A 15888-nucleotide genomic window follows, 5' to 3' on the forward strand; every position below is an offset into this window, starting at 1 on the left:
ACACATATACACATGAAAACGAGGGGGACGAGGCGATGGCGGACAAGAAGGCTGCGGAGCTGGTGGGAAAGCTGAAAAAAGAAGAACTGCTGGATCTCGTGCGAATGTGGATGCATGCATATCCGGAGCTTGAAAAGGACGTGGAACTGCGGCTGGGTGACGGAAAAGATGAGGTGAAGCTTGCGGGGGAGCTGATTACGAAGCACTTTACCAGTGCCAAGGGCTCCTATGGCTTTATCACTGCTTCCCGCTCTCATGAGGCATTTTCCGGTATTTACCAAGTGCTGGAGCATGCAAAGGCCCTTGCCGATCAAGGGGAATACGAGCGGGCGGTGAAGCTGGGACTAAAGGTGCTCGGCCGTGCGGTTGATTCCCTGCAGTTTATGGACGACTCCAATGGAGAAGTATCGACTGCAGCCAGTCTGACGATGAATCAGTTGACGCGCTGTGCCGAGGAGGCAGACGACAGCACGGCAGGCACGCTCTTAACGCTAATACTGAAAGAGGCACGCTTGAAACGCTACAACGGCTGGAGCGATTTCCGCATCGAGCTGCTCCGAGTTTCCCTGCCTGTGATGCGTGGCGAGAAAAAACGGCACGAGAAAGTAGAAAAGGCGCTGGATGACGCGGCAGAGGCGGCGAGGCAAACGTCTTATCCGGATTACGAGCTGGAACAGCTGGAGCTGCTACGCGCCTGTATCCTTGATGAAGCGGAGGGAAAAGAGGCAGGAAATGCCTTCCGTCAGGAGCGGATCAGAATGAGCATCCGGACTTCGTGCTGGAGCTCGCTGCCTACTACCTGGATCGGGAAGAGTGGGACAATGCCGAGGCGATGATCGAAACGGGAAAACGTCATAAAAAGCTCGTGCACATTCAACAGTCCCTGCTGGAAACGGAGCGCCGGCTTTACAGTCTTACCGGCAACCGAGAGAAAGAAAAAGAAGCACTTCGGAACATGCTCCTGGCACGAAACATGATGCTTGAGATTGAAAAGACGTATCAGCAGTGGAAGGAACTGCACGAGGATAGCGAGTGGGATACTGCAGTGAAGCAGCTGTTAAACGAGCTTTCTGCCAGTGATCCGCTCGCGATTCATATCGGTATGGAAGAGGACAAGCCGGAGGTGCTGCTTGCTGCCTGTGAAAAGGATTTGTGGAAGATTCGGGAGCTCGGTCCACGTCTGCAGCCGGTTTATCCGGACATAGTGCGGGAAATGTTCAGCCAGCTAGTTGATCACGGGGCTAGGATGGCAACGAACCGCAAGCAGTACCGGGCGCTCTGCCGGCTTGTGAAGCAGTGTGCCAAAGTAAATGGCAAGGCGCAAGGAATCGAGCTGATCGCCAAGCTTCGAAACGAGTACCCAAGGCGGTCAGCCTTAATGGAAGAACTCGCTAAAATAGAACAAGCTGTCGCCCGTTTCACGTGAAACGGAAACATTGCCCGGGGAAAATCCCGGGCTTTTTCGCGCTGAATGAATTCCAGTAAGAAGCCTTTAATGACAAGGGTTTCCACCGTTCAGAATCTTGCAGACAATTCTGAACCTATTCGGAATGTAAGCGTATTCATTTTTTATGAAAGCCCTTGTATACTTTGATTACAGCAGGGAGGTGAGCAACGTGAATGCAAGAAGGCGTCAGCTGGTGCAGATGATGATCAACGGCCAGACGCAATTTAAGCTGAAGGACTGCGAGGCGATGTTCAACGTCGGCGAGCGGACGGTCCGCTACGATTTAGAGCATGTAGCCGGGTGGCTGGAAGATTATGACGTGACGTTTACGCACGCATCGGGACAAGGCTACTGGGAGCTTGCCGGAGCACTTGATGCCGATAAACGGCGCGAGCTGGATGAAGCGATGAATTTGTACGGAAGATCCGACGCAGCAGAGGAACGATACCTGTTAATCGCGTACGAGCTGCTGATCGAAACGCGCAGTCAGTCGCTTAGGGAGCTGGCAGAAGAGCTGGAGGTCAGCCGCGGAACAGTTTTGCAGGAAATGGAAAAGGTCGAGCAGCTGACAGACATGTTTTCATTAACGCTGGAACGAGGGCGCAAAGGCTTTGCCATTCTCGGCTCTGAAAAAGCAAAGCGGCTCGCGCTTCTAAGTGTGATGAGCAGGTTGGAAGCAGCTTGGAACAGCATGAATCCGGTGCCGTACCTGAACTGGTCGGAAATTTCGATGAAGGAAATGGAGAAAGCCGTGGCGCTGACAGAGGAACTGCCGGAGACGGTCAGTCCGACCGCCTTTTTAAAGGTATGGATGCTGCAGCTGCAGCGAATGCGGACAGGCGAGATGCTGCAGGAGGAACAGCCGAAAGCGGAACCTTGGTTTGAAGAGGTGTGGCACGAGTTTTGTCAGACGGTCGGTGTGGATACGACAGAGCGGAATATGGCGTTTGCCTGCTGTTATTTGAAAGCGACTTCAAACCTGTATCCGAAGAACGTGCCGGACTACAACGACGATCCAGTGTTTCTTGCGTTCGTTGAAGAAACCAGTACGCGTATGGGTTTAACCGGTTACAGCGACGAACAGATCCGCTACATTTACCGCGAATGGCAGGCGTTTCACTACGCAGGTGAGTGCGGCATCCGCTATTTGCACCCGCTGAAAAAGAAAGTCGAAGAACAGTATCCCTTCATCGTCTTCCACGTGCAGGAGGCGCTCGGCACCGGTCCGGAACGAACAGCTGATGACATTATTCCTATTGCCATGAGCTTTGCGGCGATTTATGAAAAGGCTTCCTTTGACAATGAGCGTTACCAAATCTGGGTTATGTGCCCGGGCGGTATCGCAGCGGGACGATTGTTAACCGCGTCCCTCATGAAGCATTTTCCGCAGCTGGACGTCAAGCGCACCGCAGCGGTGTCGATGCTGCATAAGGATAACGGCTGGGACAAGCCGGACTTTATCGTATCTACGGTGACGCTGCCCGATTCTCCGTACCCGTACGTGACGATCAATCCCGTCATGACGCGTGACGAGATCACGAAGGTTGAACACTTTATGAAGGATCTTGAAGAGAAAAGAGGCGCGGCCAAGCTGACGGAGACGACCCCTTCTGTGCAGGCGCTCATTCCGGCGTCGCGCACGGCGGTGATGGACACGACAGATCTGGACAAAATCCTGGAAACCGGCGTTGATCTGTTGAAAGAGGACGAGGTCGTTGAAGTGGCTTTCCTTGAGGATATACGCAAAACGGTGATCGACAAGGCGTACTTATATGAAATTGTCCCGGGGCTCTTATTCGTTCACACGCACTCGGATCATGTGAACCGGCCCGGATTCAGCCTCGTGCAGCTAACGGCGCCTTACCGATCGGAAAAATTGCATTCACACGCGGTCCTGTTTATGGCAACACCTGACAAGTATGCACACCTTCCGCAGCTGCAGTATTTGTATCAGCTGCTTACAAACAGCGATAGCATGCAGCAGCTGCTGCACGGCGAAATAAAACATGAACAATGAGGTGGAACAATGATGACAGATTTTCAAGTGGATACGCGCTGTATCCAATGGCAGAAGGAAGCGGTCAACTGGCGCGAGGCGATTGCCGTAAGCGCAGAGCCGCTTGTACAGAATGACTACATCGCCGACTCCTACGTCGAGGCAATGATCTCCAACATCGACGAGCTCGGACCGTATATTTTGATCGCGCCGAATGTGGCACTGCCGCATGCCCGTCCGGAAAACGGCGTGAGCCGGGCAGGCATCTCGCTTACGGTGTTTCAGGAGCCGGTTCCATTTCCGGCAGACAGCGAGGGCTCGGTGAAAACGGCGCGGGTGTTTATCTGTCTCGCGGCAGTCGATTCCGACTCCCACCTGAACATGCTCCAGAAAATATCCGGATGGATCGATGACAGCAATCTGATGAAGGACCTGCTTCATGCAGGCTCCGAAGACGAAGTGAAACAGCTGCTCACAAGCAGCCAAAATTAAACGAAGAGGTGACGAACATGAAAGTATTATGTGTATGTGGAATGGGATTTGGATCAAGCTTGATGCTGAAAATGACGGCAGAAAAGGTGCTGAAAAACAAGGACGTAAAAGCAGACGTGGAGGCAGTAGATTTTGGAACGGCGCAGAGCGTTACGGCGGACTTGATTTTGACGAACAATGAATTTGCATCCCAGCTGCAGGGCGGCCAGGCGTTTGTAAAAGCGATTGTCAACATGGCAAGCGAGCAGGAAGTAGAAAGTGCGATTGAGGAGTTTTTGAACAAATAGGCTTTAAGGGGGCATGATCGAGGATGGGGTTCTTTGAATTTTTGATGAATGAGATTTTGAGCCTGCCGGAAGTGCTGGTCGGTCTGATCGTCATGACCGGGCTGCTTCTGCAGAAGGCTAATTTCTCGAAGGTGTTCGCAGGTACAACGAAAAGCATCATCGGCTTCCTGATTCTTGGTGCTGGTGCCGGCGTCGTAATCGGCTCGCTCGATTCACTCGGCGGCATCATTCAGGACCGGTTTAATATCCAAGGGGTTATTCCGAACAACGAGGCGATCGTCGCGATTGCCCAGCAGACGCTCGGAACGGAAACGGCGCTGATCATGGGCTTTGGTTTCCTTGCTAACATTTTGTTCGCGCGTTTTACACCGCTGAAGTACATTTTCCTGACTGGTCACCATACGTTTTTCATGGCGGCACTGTTATCCGCGGTGCTCGGAACAGCCGGCATGAGCGGGATTACGCTTGTGACGACCGGGTCACTGATTCTCGGCGGGGTGATGGTACTGATGCCGGCACTTGCGCAGCCGTTTATGCGTAAAGTAACCGGCGGCGATGAAATCGCGATGGGCCACTTTGGCACGATCGGCTACGTTTCTGCAGGACTTGTCGCAAAAGCAGTCGGCAACGAGAAGAAGACGACAGAGGACATAAAAATTCCAGAGCAGTGGTCCTTTTTACGTGACTCCCTCATTTCAACAGCGCTCACGATGGTTGTCATGTTCCTGATTCTTGTTCTCATTGCCGGTCCTGAGGTTGTCGGCACGTATGCAGGCGACCAGAACTATATTATGTTCGGATTGATGCAGGGGATCACGTTCGCAGCAGGCTTCAGCATCATTATGTACGGGGTACGCATGATCCTGACAGAAATCGTACCAGCGTTTAAAGGGATCGCTGAAAAGCTTGTTCCCGGTGCGAAACCGGCCCTTGATGTACCAATCATTTTCAACTACGCGCCGACAGCTGTTATCATCGGCTTCATCTCCAGCTTCATCGGCGGACTGATCGGCATGGCGATGCTTGGCATCTTCTCGCTGGCGCTCATCATTCCAGGACTCGTGCCGCACTTCTTCACAGGTGCCGGAGCTGGTGTCTTCGGAAACGCCGTCGGCGGACGTGTCGGAGCCGCGGCAGGCGGATTCACAAACGGGATTCTTATCAGCTTCATCCCGGCCTTCCTGCTCCCGGTTCTTGGCGGACTGGGCATTGAAAACACCACGTTCGGCGACTCCGACTTCGGTGTCATCGGGATTCTGATTGGCTCACTCGCTAACTTGTTTGGCGGATAATAAAAACGACCGGTTCTGCATGAAGCAGGCCGGTCGTTTTTTATGACGGACTGTATGTTATGGATACAGACCAGGTGACAAATAGAAAAGCGGTCGTTCGGCGGAGTCGGGGAGCCGGCGCAGTCAGCTCTGTTCCGGATACTTCTTGCCGTTTTTCTGAATTTTGTCCTGAATGATCTCCTGCACGTCGAGCTCGAGCTCGTCGCACATCATTAGGGCGTAGATCATGACGTCGGCAATTTCATCGCGTATGTTGTCGATGTTTTTTGTTACAGCGTCCTCGCTTGAAAGCCACTGAAAATCCTCCAGCAGCTCAGCTGCCTCAATCGAGAGGGAGAGGGCAAGGTCCTTTGGGTTGTGGTACTGTCTCCAGCCGCGGGCATCGCGGAAGTCGTTGATCTGATTGATTAACTGCTGCCAATCCTTCATTGTCGCTCCTCCTGTAGTTCCAGCATACGTTCGCGCAGACATGGATCGGTCGGATAGATGCAGAGACCATGAATGCCTCGCTTCATGAGCACGTTCAGGGAGTTCAAAATGATCTGCTCCTTCACCTGCGCGATCTCCTCCTGCGTCATGTCGTTTCTCGACTGAAAGGCCCCGGTATCCCGGTAAGCGTTCGTGTCGATGCGGATGCGGTCGTTTTCTTTATCATAGCGGATAGATGGTCCGAGCACGACCCCCGTGTAGTTCAAATCAAAGCCCTGCACCGTGTAAATAGAGCCTACTTCATAAATCGTCTCCGGCTGTTCGGCCCACGTTACGTCGTCCTGCGTGCGGTTCCACGGCATGTTAAGTCCGGTTTCATCGACGAGATAATCTGCTCCGTCTTTTTTATGCAAGTAGTCAAACGTCGAGACGATACGCGCCAGGCCATATGCCTCATTGTGCGCTTCGATCTCCTTGCGAAACGCATCCGGTTCGGCGAATACCTGCAGCTGAAAGGAGCTATCAGCGCGATCCGGGATCGGCTTCAATTCTTTCGCGACAAACGCGTCGATCCATGCCTTAGCGGGAGCGTCAATGTTCATACGCATCTGATTGGTCAGCCGCATTCGCTCTGCCCGGTATGTGCCCGTAATTTCCTCCATCAGCCGGTCGTTCCAGTAGCTTTTCAGCTTCAGCACCTGCATCCGGTCAAAAATGACGATCGTGACGCGGCTCCGTTTGATGATTTCCTGCAGCTGATTGTCATAGTGAAAATTGTTGTAGGCGTCGGGCTTTGAGAGCAGCAGATGCGCCTCGTCAACGAGCACAATGTCAGCATTCGTGTGGTGCTTGTCCATCTTGTTAATAAATGACGTCGGCTTGTCGAAGTGCTTTTTCTTCAAGTTCGGCAGGCTTCCGGTCATGCTTTTATAGGTTTTCAGCATTTCCCCGTGATTGACGAGCAGCCGGTTTTCCGTCTGATGCAGCGGGGAGGAAGGTTCATTTGCAGCATCTTGAATCGTGTTAAACAAGGAGCTTAGCAGCACACTTTTTCCCGTACCGGCATCGCCTTCGACGATAAACACGCGATGCCCGTCCGTCTGCGCGTGCTTCCGGCAGAAGTCCAGCACACGCTCCTTTACATCCAGCTGCTCCGGCGTCAGCTCTTTATAAGGGGAGAGCTTGTAGACGTCTTTGTTCTCAAGCGCATCAATCGTTCCTTCGACAATATCTTCGTTGCGGAGCCGCTCCCAAATATCGCGGAACAGCGTGTCGTTGTAATACACTTTGTCGTAATAATTATGCATTTGCCGTGACGCCGTCTGGCTCACATTTTGCAGCTCATAGCGGCTGTCGGCGATAAATAAATTAATCAGCCTCGACTCAATGTTATACGTCGCCGACTGATTCAGACGGCGGTGGCCGATTAAAATCTGCTGGTCGAGCTTGCTGCGGCGGTCGTCTGCCAGGTGCTGCCGCAGCCTGCGCGCCGCCTGTACCGTCTGCCCGATGTAGGCAGCCGGCTTTTTGCGATTGTTATGCAAAATATAGACGATCGGGTAGTTCGTCAAATGCTCCGATTCAATCCCGTTCACCGCACGCTCCTCGAAAGGTCCCGTTTCAATAATCAGTTCATCCATGGAAGAAGTCTCCTAGCCGGTTTTTGTTTAGCTTATCATACTGATCATAGAATCTTCACCTGCTTTCGACAAAAGCGTCGACAGCAATGTCGCACTTTTCTTCCTATTTAAACTATCGAAAGCGTTTTATTATCGTGCTATCAGTGATAAACTATTACGTGTAGCAAAATGAACTGGAAAAGGTGTGGAACCTGGTCGAATGTCATTGTTTCGCTGTCGTCTTTTGAAGCGGCTGCATCTTTTCCGAAAAACGTAAGGAGTAGGAAGAGATTATGAGCAGAGAGCAAAAACAAGCAGATGTACTATTAATAGGTGCCGGTATCATGAGTGCGACGCTTGGTTCCCTGATGAAGGAGCTTGCTCCGGATTGGAACATCAAAGTGTTTGAAAAGCTCGGCAGTGCCGGTGAAGAAAGCTCGAACGAATGGAATAACGCAGGAACAGGACACGCGGCGCTGTGCGAGCTCAACTATACGCACGAACAGCCGGACGGCTCGGTTGATATTACGAAGGCTGTGAAAATAAACGAGCAGTTTAACGAGTCAAAGCAGTACTGGTCATACCTCGTTAACAGCGGCAGAATCACGAACCCGCGCGATTTTATCGGGGCCCTTCCGCACATCAGCTTCGTGCAGGGAGAGGACAATGTTCAGTTTCTGTACCGCCGCTTTGAGGCGATGAAGGCGAATCCGCTGTTTGCCGACATGGAGTTTTCCGATGATCCGGCTGAGCTGAAGAAGTGGATTCCGCTCATGATGGAAAACCGGAAGCTTGACATGCCGGTAGCGGCTACGCGCATCGAAGGCGGAACGGACGTGAACTTCGGAGCGCTCACGCGCGTGCTTTTTGAGCAGCTTGAAGAAAAAGGCGTGGAATTAAACTACAACCGCACGGTAGAAGACCTCGCCCAGCAGGAAGACGGCCGCTGGGAAGTGAAAGTCACCAATCACGAAAGTGGTACTGTTGAGCATCACACGGCGCGCTTTGTTTTTATCGGCGGCGGAGGCGGAAGCCTTCACCTGTTGCAGAAGTCCGGTATCCCGGAAGGAAAAGGCTACGGCGGATTTCCCGTGAGCGGCATATTTATGTCGTGCTCGAACCCGGAAGTCGTCAAAAAGCATTTCGCCAAAGTATACGGGAAAGCACCAGTCGGCGCACCGCCGATGTCCGTGCCGCATTTGGACACGCGCTTTATCGATAATAAGGAATCCCTTCTTTTCGGTCCGTTTGCCGGCTTTTCACCGAAGTTTTTAAAGGAAGGATCCTACACCGATCTCATCACGTCCATTCGTCCGAACAACCTGACGACGATGCTTGCCGCTGGTGCAAAAAACACGGCGCTTACTGCGTACCTGATCAAGCAGGTGATGCAGACGAAAGAGAAGCGGATCGAAGCGCTGCGTGAATTTATTCCGGACGCGAAAAGCGAGGACTGGGAAATGATCACAGCCGGTCAGCGCGTGCAGGTGATTAAGGATACGGAAAACGGGAAAGGCACGCTTCAGTTTGGCACTGAGGTCATCAACTCTGCCGACGGGTCCATTGCCGCCCTGCTCGGCGCGTCGCCTGGAGCCTCCACTGCTGTATCGGTGATGCTTGATATCATCGAGCGCTGCTTCCCGGACCGCGTGAAGGAATGGGAGCCGAAGATTAAAGAAATGGTGCCGTCCTACGGATTAAAGCTGTCAGAGCATCCGGAGCTGATCCGCGAGCTGCAGGCGAAAACCGACAAGGCACTCGGTCTGACAGTAAATGAACAAGCAGAATCGACGTTATAAGATGAAACGGGAGCCAGTCAGTCAGCCGCTGACTGGCTTTCTTCCGTTAAGAAGGAGGCGTCACCCATGAAAATCGCGATATACCAGCCGGAGATTCCTGACACAATTGTGACAGCGGACGCTCGAAATGAGCACGTGAAACGGCTCGCCCAAGCCATCCGCCTTCACGCAGCCAAGGAGCCGTTTGACATGATCGTCCTGCCGGAGCTTGCGACGATCACGTACAGCCGCGAAGCGTTTCTCGCTTTGGACGAGCTCGCTGAACCAGCAGACGGGGCGTCCTCAGCTGTCTTTAAGCAAACGGCGAAAGACATAGAAGCGACGATCGTTTTTGGGCTGCCGATCAAAGAGGACGGCCTGTTTTTTATCGCCCAGGTCGTCATCGATCATACTGGACACGTTGCTGCGGTCTATCGAAAACGGCACCTAGCTCAGTTTGGCGCTTCAATGGAGCGGGATTTTTTCAGCCGTGGCACAGACATCTGCACGTTTGACTGCAAGGGCGTCCGCATTGGCCTGATGATCTGCTACGACATCCGCTTTCCGGAGTACGTCCGCCGGCTCGCATGGGAAGAGGGCGCTGATGTCCTGCTACATCCGTCTGCGTTCTCAAAGGATGATACGTACCCGAGCTGGCACGCGTTCGTTCTGACGAGAGCGCTGGAAAATCAGGTGTACCTGCTGAGCGTGAACCGTGCAGGTGCGATGTGGGGGGGGTCCGTCATGCAGCCGCCGTGGAGCGGATGGAACGTGCAGGCAGACGTGTTCGCTGAAGCGGAAGCGATCCGCGTTTATGAAATCGATGCCGGCGTTTTAGAGGACGTTCGCCGGACGTACAGCTACCGGGAGGACGCCGACTGGTAAAAACACTCGCCCAATACGCCTGAACCGGCTATACTGATTTTAATCAGAGGAAAGCGGGAGGGATCGGCATGAAATGGAAGCACGTATCAGATCACGCGGGCAAACTGGAGACATGGGTCGTGCTGAAGATGAGCGCCTGGGCCATTCGCGGCGACGACGGCATTTACATCGTTGACACGGGGCTCTCGTTTATGGCCCCGAGACTGCTGAAAGAAGCGGAAAAGCTCGGGCCGGTAAAAGGCATTTTGCTGACACATGGCCACCTTGACCACGTCGGCGGCCTGAAAAAGCTGCTGAAAAAGCGGCGGCTTGCCGTCTATGCGCACGAGAAGGAAATTCCCTATGCAGAAGGAAGGCTCCCGTACCCTGGACGGAAAAAGCCAGAGAACATCGTTCCCGCAGGCACGCTGACCCCGCTGCCAGAGGAAGACGGTGAGCTCCTTCCCATCGCCGGTTTGCAGCCGGTGTTTACGCCTGGACACACACCGGGACACGTCTGCTACTACGAGCCGGAGACTCGCGTCATGATCACCGGTGATTTATTTACTTCTAAAAAAGGGCAGCTCAACCGGCCGATTCCGATGTTCACTGCCGATATGGATCAGGCGATCAAGAGCGCAGGAATGCTCCGTGATTATGACATCGACGTCATCAGCATCTGTCACGGGGAAGACGTAGCGGAAGGAAATGAAGCACTGGCGCAATACAGGAAAAAAATGGATAGATAATCGTGTTCAGGTCTTTCGGCGTGGTATAATAAGTCCTATCATGAATCGAGGAGGACAGACCATGACGCAAATACGCGACTGGCGGCACGTTCCGATCGATGATAATCGGGAACCGCTCGTTACACCTGCGCACGAACGAATCGTCTGCCGACCGTCTTTATACCGCGGCTTCGCTGCTGCCGGAAGGCTATCGTCTGCTCATCTGGGACGGCTTCCGTCCGGATCACGTGCAGCGGGGACTGTATGAAGCCTTTGAAGCTTCGATCCGCCGTAAAAATCCGGAATTAACCGGTCCAGCGCTTAGCGAGAAGGTAACGACGTACGTCTCGTACCCGTCCCAGAATCTATCTGCTCCGGCTCCGCATGCAACCGGCGGTGCGGTGGACTTGACGATTTTGGATGAGAACGGAGACGAGCTGCCGATGGGTACGGTGTTTGATGATTTCAGTGAGCTCGCACGGACCGATGCCTTTCACGACAAACCGGGGGACGTGCAGGAGTCGAGAAAACTGCTGTTAGCTGTGATGGAAGCTGCAGGCTTTTCAAACTACATAGAGGAATGGTGGCATTTTGATTACGGAAACCAGTGGTGGGCGCTTCGCACTGGACAGGAAGCCGCGGTCTACGGAAAAGCCGCGGTGCCGGAGGGAGCACGATGAGCCGGTTTGACGTACGCTCCGAATCGGCCAGCTCCTACCGCAACGTCACTGCGTTATTTATCACCGTGCTCCTGCTGTTGTTCGGCATTATCATTTTAACGAACGTGCTGCTTGGAACCATTTCATGGGAAAGCTTTTACATGGACGTGATGACGTCTCTGATCGGGATCATGCTGCCGCTCGTCCTTTTTAACGTGATTTATGAAAAAGTGACCCGGCGCCACCAGAAAATCGAGACGGCGAACAGCGTCGCAGAGGCGCTGATGCTGGATAAGGGCGTACTGTCGCGCTTTTCAGAAGGGGCGCGTAAAGGCTTTATTAAAAACTCGACCGAGTCGCTCCTCGGTGAACGGGCCGGCGGCATGCTTTATATGACATTAATTCGCCCGTATCTGGAAAACAAGTATCATTTCCGCCGCCGCTTTCGCTATCACATCAGCTACTCGCTGAAGCGGAACGGTATGGAAACATCGTTTCCGGAAGAGGACTATTACTGGGTGGAAGAAGATTTATCGTTTTACAGGAGCTTGAACATCTTTCAGCTGAAAAAGCGCCGCGTTACCGTCGGTTTTTCCTATTGGGAGAGTGATCTCGAAGAGCTGTTTAAAGGGGAAGGGGTCTTTTTCCGTGAAAATTTGTTCATTGGCTCCAGTCAAAAGGAGCGGATGCAGCAGATGACGAATGAAGAGCTGCAGCAATTTGTCGAAGAGGTGATGCAGTTTTCCTTCGCGCTTGATGAGAAGAGCCTCCCGTTCATAGTAGAAAACAGCGAGAACGGCTTTTACCTGCAGTTTGACATGTCTGGAACGATTGAGGCAGAAGCAGACCGCGAGTATAAGTTTCACTACCACTTCCATATGCCACAGTTGAAAACGATCCGTAAATTCGTATCGATCGTATCAGAGCCGACCCAGCAGGTGGATATCCTCTTCACCCATGCCGATCCGGACGTACGTATCGTACCGGTACCGTTTTTTGACGACAGCGAAGCCGTCTCCTACTTACCGAACAACATCGTCAAAATCGAGCTCGACCAGTGGGTGCTGCCGCGCTCCGGCTGCGTATTCATCTGGGACGAGCCGGAAGCAGAGAGCGTGAGCCATGTGCAGGAAGAGCGGATCGGATAACGAGCTGTAAGAGTGAGCTGATCAGTGTTGCCATCTGATCAGCTCATCTATCTCTACTGGCGATCATAAGCAGCTGCGAGCTTACGGAACGTCGAAACGAATGAATAGAGAAAAGAAGGGAATCTTGTGCTAAGCTCTAATCAGGAGGTGCTTTGCTATGGATCTTTTTGTATTCGTTCCAGTCGGTTTTTTCTTCATTGGCTTGCTCATTATCTTTACCATTAAACAGCGAATGGGTTTATCGTGGAACCCGGCGAATGCAGAAGGAAGTGAAGCTGAAAGTCCGGAGCTGACGAGAAAAATCATCGCGTTAATCGCCGCCACAACCGTATGGGGTGTGATCAGCATCTTTCTTGTCGTTTTGTTTTTTAACCGGTTTGGGGCGTAATAAAAGTAGGCGAAGGCAGGAAAGGGGGAGAATGAATGAGAAATCAGCTATCGCACTATAATCCGCTTCATCGAACGTTTTGGTCGAAGGAGAGTCATGCATCACGCAGCTACCGAGTGAATAAACTATTAGCATGGGGGCGTCTGCAAAGCAGGAAGCAGCTGAATTTTGACCAATACCCGAATGGCGGGGTTGCCTGGGTGCATCCATCGGTGCTACACGTACCTGAAAAATGGAATGGCTATGCTTATTGGATGGGGATCAATGCTTATCCGCAAACAGATGGATCATATGAAAATCCCTACTTCTTTTTCTCGCAGGACGGAGTGGCCTGGCATTCTCCAGCTGGTATGAAGCAGCCGTTATATGAGGTGCTTGACCATACCGTTCATAACTCTGATGCTGAATTAATTCTCGTTCCGGACCGGTCAAAGATGTATTATTTGAACAGAGCAGTCCTGGAAGGAGGAGGTTCCCGGCTTGAACTGAGTGAATCAACAGATGGCATCAGCTGGACGGGACCGACTACCGTGTTTCCAGGGCCTTTTCCTGACTTGTTATCTCCAACTGTATGTGAACATGAGGGCTTTTACTATTTATTTGCGCCTGCCGTCAGATGGAATGAAGGGGAGGAAAGAGCGTTTCAAAAACTAAACGTGTGGCGATCCTGTCAGCTGGCTAGTGGCTGGGAGCATGTCAATTCGATTGCCACAGGGCCACTGGGAAACATCTGGCATGCCGAAGTCCGAAAAACGAAGGACCGGTTTATCGTGTTAGCGCTCTGCGGCGACCTGCAAGGAGGGACGCTACAATTCGGAACCTTTTTAAATCCTTATTCAACACACATGAATAGGGAAACATATATGGTCGATCGGTCATTGTTTAACTATAAATCATCTTTCGTTGTCAACGGTAATCACCTGGAAGTATTCGCAGGGTTCAAAGGGGTGGGGCTCGGTCAGGATACGCTCTGGCGAATTACCCGAAAAACCCTGAAGCTTGGGACCGTGTTGAAAAAGCTTTGATCATTGCTTTAGCAGTGGTACAGATATAAGCAAGCACATAATTGAATCTAGTGAACCCCCTGTCAGCTGGTGACAGGGGGTTCAACGTGATTTGCGTATCCACATTTACTCACAGAACTTGCAGCGCCTTTTGAAACAGGCATTTAATCCGTTAGACAAACAACCGGTGCACGGCTTTGACGACCTGCTTTTCCGGCCAGGACTGGAGCAGCCCAAAGATCGGTGTTTCGTGCAGGCCGAGTGAGCGCACTTTGTTCGTTGGGATACCAGCGAGTGTTTTCGCAAGCTGGTGAGCCGACGGTCGGAAGTCGTGCATGTCAAGGAAGGCGTCAATCTCGTCTTTTTCACCCTGCGTCAGCTTACATCGTTTCACGTGAAACACGACGTCATCCGGCTTCGGTTTTTCCTTTTCAGCCTGTTCCTCGTAGCGGTATATCGCCTCATGCATGCGTGTTTCCACCTGTCCGAAAAAATCATGATCGATCGCTAGCACCGCAGTATCATGCAGGTGAACACCGGCAAGCGACTGAAGCTCAGGCTGCACGTCAGCTGTCGGGAACGTTGTACGGATCAGTGCTTCGTACGTATCCACGACCGGCACCGCAGGCGGATGCTTGAGCTGCTGCTTGAAACGGCTCAGCTGTTCAAGCTCGGTCTCAAACGGAAGCAGCTGTTTTTTCAGCCCCTGCAGCCGTCGCAGCTGACCGATCACATCGAGGCTCTGCTCGGCGATCTCATTCAGCTGCCGTTCAATCGTGGCAATACGCTTTATCGCTCGAGGCATCAGTACCTCTTCTTCGAGTTCAGCGTTGCCGTCGGCAGGATGGTAGTAAACCGTAAACGCGCACGTCGTGCAGTGGCAGACGAGTTTATCCGTCGTCGTATACAGCTCTTTCTCGTGCTCGCATAGGCCGTTTCGCCACGCCTCAGGCAGCGCCCGGTAAGGCCGCAGCACAATCTCCACCCGGTGGCGCCAGTAGGCGATATCTTCCGGGTATTTTAAAACGGCAAGCAAAGAGGAACGATTCATTTGCTCGACCGCCTCGACAACGTCTGCTTTTTGACGGGCAAGTGTTAAAAACGGATGGCGGAGATAAGCAGCTTCCACGTCAGCAAGCCAGGCCGAACGAGGGCGTTCTTGCAGCGCTGCAGCAAGCAAATACTGCCGAACGACTTGCTCGAGATGGCGGCGAAGCTGCGCATCGGAGAGCTTCGTCGTATCCCGCTGGAAAAACGAACGTCGATCAAGTGAAAGCTGTGTCGGCGCAGTTCCCCATAAAAACACGTCCGGCCGAACGAGCACCGGAACCGCCTGGCCGTTCGCTTCCATACCGACAGGAAGCCGGCAGGCAGACTGCCCGGTAAGACGGCACCAGGCTTCTTTTTCAGACGCTGAAAGAGCAGAAAGCAGCTCAGCGGCCGCTTCGTGCAGCCGGTTCAGTCCGCGGCTGCGGACGATATAAGGGGCCCGGCGGCCAAAGCCTGCCGGAAGAAACGCCAAATACGGATACGGTTCAGGCTGCTGCTGTGCGTGTGACATGGCACATCCCTCCAGACAACGGTAGTGCCCTCATTATAAGCGATCCCGGATCTTCCGAAAAGCACGGAGACTTGTGTTAAAAGCTGAGTACGAGCATGAGTGATACGGCTGTTTATCTCAACGCTTATTAAAAACAGAATCAATATAAAGGCAGGAAAATGCTGGGCTTTTGTCGAAGTAATGACACGTTTGGACT

At 52.7% G+C, this 15888-nt stretch carries 15 protein-coding genes and 1 pseudogene; 13 read left to right on the forward strand and 3 right to left on the reverse strand.

What is annotated here, in order from left to right:
- Positions 1-35 precede the first annotated feature (35 nt).
- The 6 genes from ACSZLD_RS13485 to ulaA all read left to right on the forward strand — a co-directional run bounded on the left by ACSZLD_RS13485 (position 36) and on the right by ulaA (position 5514).
- Positions 36-836, forward strand: a complete 801-nt coding sequence (locus ACSZLD_RS13485) for a hypothetical protein (RefSeq protein ID WP_444685480.1) — start codon at positions 36-38, stop codon at positions 834-836.
- Complete coding sequence (locus ACSZLD_RS13490; RefSeq protein ID WP_444685481.1) at positions 776-1426, forward strand: hypothetical protein; 651 nt, start codon at positions 776-778, stop codon at positions 1424-1426. Before ACSZLD_RS13485 ends, ACSZLD_RS13490 begins: the two co-directional genes overlap by 61 nt.
- A 190-nt stretch (positions 1427-1616) precedes the next feature.
- On the forward strand, positions 1617-3464 hold the full coding sequence (locus ACSZLD_RS13495) for a PTS sugar transporter subunit IIA (protein ID WP_444685482.1): 1848 nt from the start codon (positions 1617-1619) through the stop codon (positions 3462-3464).
- Positions 3465-3476: 12 nt separating this feature from the next.
- Complete coding sequence (locus ACSZLD_RS13500; protein ID WP_444685483.1) at positions 3477-3935, forward strand: PTS sugar transporter subunit IIA; 459 nt, start codon at positions 3477-3479, stop codon at positions 3933-3935.
- Between the two features lie 17 nt (positions 3936-3952).
- A complete protein-coding gene (locus tag ACSZLD_RS13505) occupies positions 3953-4222 on the forward strand; it encodes a PTS sugar transporter subunit IIB (RefSeq protein ID WP_377908947.1) in 270 nt (89 codons plus the stop codon).
- A 23-nt stretch (positions 4223-4245) separates the two neighbouring features.
- On the forward strand, positions 4246-5514 hold the full coding sequence (ulaA, locus tag ACSZLD_RS13510; protein WP_444685484.1) for a PTS ascorbate transporter subunit IIC: 1269 nt from the start codon (positions 4246-4248) through the stop codon (positions 5512-5514).
- A 123-nt stretch (positions 5515-5637) separates the two neighbouring features.
- Here the strand turns inward: ulaA and ACSZLD_RS13515 are convergent, their stop codons facing one another.
- Both ACSZLD_RS13515 and ACSZLD_RS13520 read right to left on the reverse strand, forming a co-directional pair.
- On the reverse strand, positions 5638-5943 hold the full coding sequence (locus ACSZLD_RS13515) for a nucleotide pyrophosphohydrolase (protein WP_444685485.1): 306 nt from the start codon (positions 5941-5943) through the stop codon (positions 5638-5640).
- Positions 5940-7583, reverse strand: coding sequence for a DUF2075 domain-containing protein (locus ACSZLD_RS13520; RefSeq protein WP_444685486.1), 1644 nt, complete (start codon positions 7581-7583; stop codon positions 5940-5942). The genes ACSZLD_RS13515 and ACSZLD_RS13520 overlap by 4 nt, the downstream gene beginning before the upstream one ends.
- 272 nt (positions 7584-7855) lie before the next feature.
- On the opposite strand from ACSZLD_RS13520, the gene ACSZLD_RS13525 reads away from it, so the two are divergent.
- The 7 genes and pseudogenes from ACSZLD_RS13525 (at position 7856) to ACSZLD_RS13555 (ending at position 14152) form a co-directional block, all read left to right on the forward strand.
- On the forward strand, positions 7856-9361 hold the full coding sequence (locus ACSZLD_RS13525) for a malate:quinone oxidoreductase (protein ID WP_444685487.1): 1506 nt from the start codon (positions 7856-7858) through the stop codon (positions 9359-9361).
- Positions 9362-9427: 66 nt separating this feature from the next.
- Entirely contained in the window at positions 9428-10225 is a 798-nt protein-coding gene (locus ACSZLD_RS13530) for a carbon-nitrogen hydrolase family protein (RefSeq protein WP_444685488.1), read from the forward strand.
- A 68-nt stretch (positions 10226-10293) separates the two neighbouring features.
- On the forward strand, positions 10294-10953 hold the full coding sequence (locus ACSZLD_RS13535; protein ID WP_444685489.1) for an MBL fold metallo-hydrolase: 660 nt from the start codon (positions 10294-10296) through the stop codon (positions 10951-10953).
- A gap of 80 nt (positions 10954-11033) precedes the next feature.
- Positions 11034-11612 (forward strand): annotated as a pseudogene (locus tag ACSZLD_RS13540) (M15 family metallopeptidase); the annotation flags it as partial.
- On the forward strand, positions 11609-12739 hold the full coding sequence (locus tag ACSZLD_RS13545; protein WP_444685490.1) for a hypothetical protein: 1131 nt from the start codon (positions 11609-11611) through the stop codon (positions 12737-12739). The pseudogene ACSZLD_RS13540 and the gene ACSZLD_RS13545, both read left to right, overlap by 4 nt.
- 157 nt (positions 12740-12896) lie before the next feature.
- Positions 12897-13127: a hypothetical protein gene (locus tag ACSZLD_RS13550; RefSeq protein ID WP_444685491.1), complete on the forward strand. Its 231-nt coding sequence runs from the start codon at positions 12897-12899 to the stop codon at positions 13125-13127.
- A gap of 35 nt (positions 13128-13162) precedes the next feature.
- Positions 13163-14152, forward strand: coding sequence for a glycoside hydrolase family protein (locus ACSZLD_RS13555; RefSeq protein ID WP_444685492.1), 990 nt, complete (start codon positions 13163-13165; stop codon positions 14150-14152).
- A gap of 151 nt (positions 14153-14303) precedes the next feature.
- Here the strand turns inward: ACSZLD_RS13555 and ACSZLD_RS13560 are convergent, their stop codons facing one another.
- A complete protein-coding gene (locus tag ACSZLD_RS13560) occupies positions 14304-15692 on the reverse strand; it encodes an RQC-minor-2 family DNA-binding protein (RefSeq protein WP_444685493.1) in 1389 nt (462 codons plus the stop codon).
- Positions 15693-15888 lie beyond the last annotated feature (196 nt).

Origin of the sequence: Alkalicoccus luteus (genome assembly GCF_052061695.1) — a bacterium.
Taxonomy (GTDB): Bacteria; Bacillota; Bacilli; order Bacillales; family Salisediminibacteriaceae; genus Alkalicoccus; species Alkalicoccus luteus.

Bases quoted from the DNA above. Each gene is read 5' to 3' on its own strand.
- ACSZLD_RS13485 (WP_444685480.1), top strand. From the start codon at position 36: ATGGCGGACAAGAAGGCTGCGGAGCTGGTGGGAAAGCTGAAAAAAGAA.
- ACSZLD_RS13500 (WP_444685483.1), top strand. From the start codon at position 3,477: ATGACAGATTTTCAAGTGGATACGCGCTGTATCCAATGGCAGAAGGAA.
- ACSZLD_RS13505 (WP_377908947.1), top strand. From the start codon at position 3,953: ATGAAAGTATTATGTGTATGTGGAATGGGATTTGGATCAAGCTTGATG.
- ulaA (WP_444685484.1), top strand. From the start codon at position 4,246: ATGGGGTTCTTTGAATTTTTGATGAATGAGATTTTGAGCCTGCCGGAA.
- ACSZLD_RS13515 (WP_444685485.1), bottom strand. From the start codon at position 5,943: ATGAAGGATTGGCAGCAGTTAATCAATCAGATCAACGACTTCCGCGAT.
- ACSZLD_RS13520 (WP_444685486.1), bottom strand. From the start codon at position 7,583: ATGGATGAACTGATTATTGAAACGGGACCTTTCGAGGAGCGTGCGGTG.
- ACSZLD_RS13525 (WP_444685487.1), top strand. From the start codon at position 7,856: ATGAGCAGAGAGCAAAAACAAGCAGATGTACTATTAATAGGTGCCGGT.
- ACSZLD_RS13530 (WP_444685488.1), top strand. From the start codon at position 9,428: ATGAAAATCGCGATATACCAGCCGGAGATTCCTGACACAATTGTGACA.
- ACSZLD_RS13535 (WP_444685489.1), top strand. From the start codon at position 10,294: ATGAAATGGAAGCACGTATCAGATCACGCGGGCAAACTGGAGACATGG.
- ACSZLD_RS13545 (WP_444685490.1), top strand. From the start codon at position 11,609: ATGAGCCGGTTTGACGTACGCTCCGAATCGGCCAGCTCCTACCGCAAC.
- ACSZLD_RS13550 (WP_444685491.1), top strand. From the start codon at position 12,897: ATGGATCTTTTTGTATTCGTTCCAGTCGGTTTTTTCTTCATTGGCTTG.
- ACSZLD_RS13555 (WP_444685492.1), top strand. From the start codon at position 13,163: ATGAGAAATCAGCTATCGCACTATAATCCGCTTCATCGAACGTTTTGG.
- ACSZLD_RS13560 (WP_444685493.1), bottom strand. From the start codon at position 15,692: ATGTCACACGCACAGCAGCAGCCTGAACCGTATCCGTATTTGGCGTTT.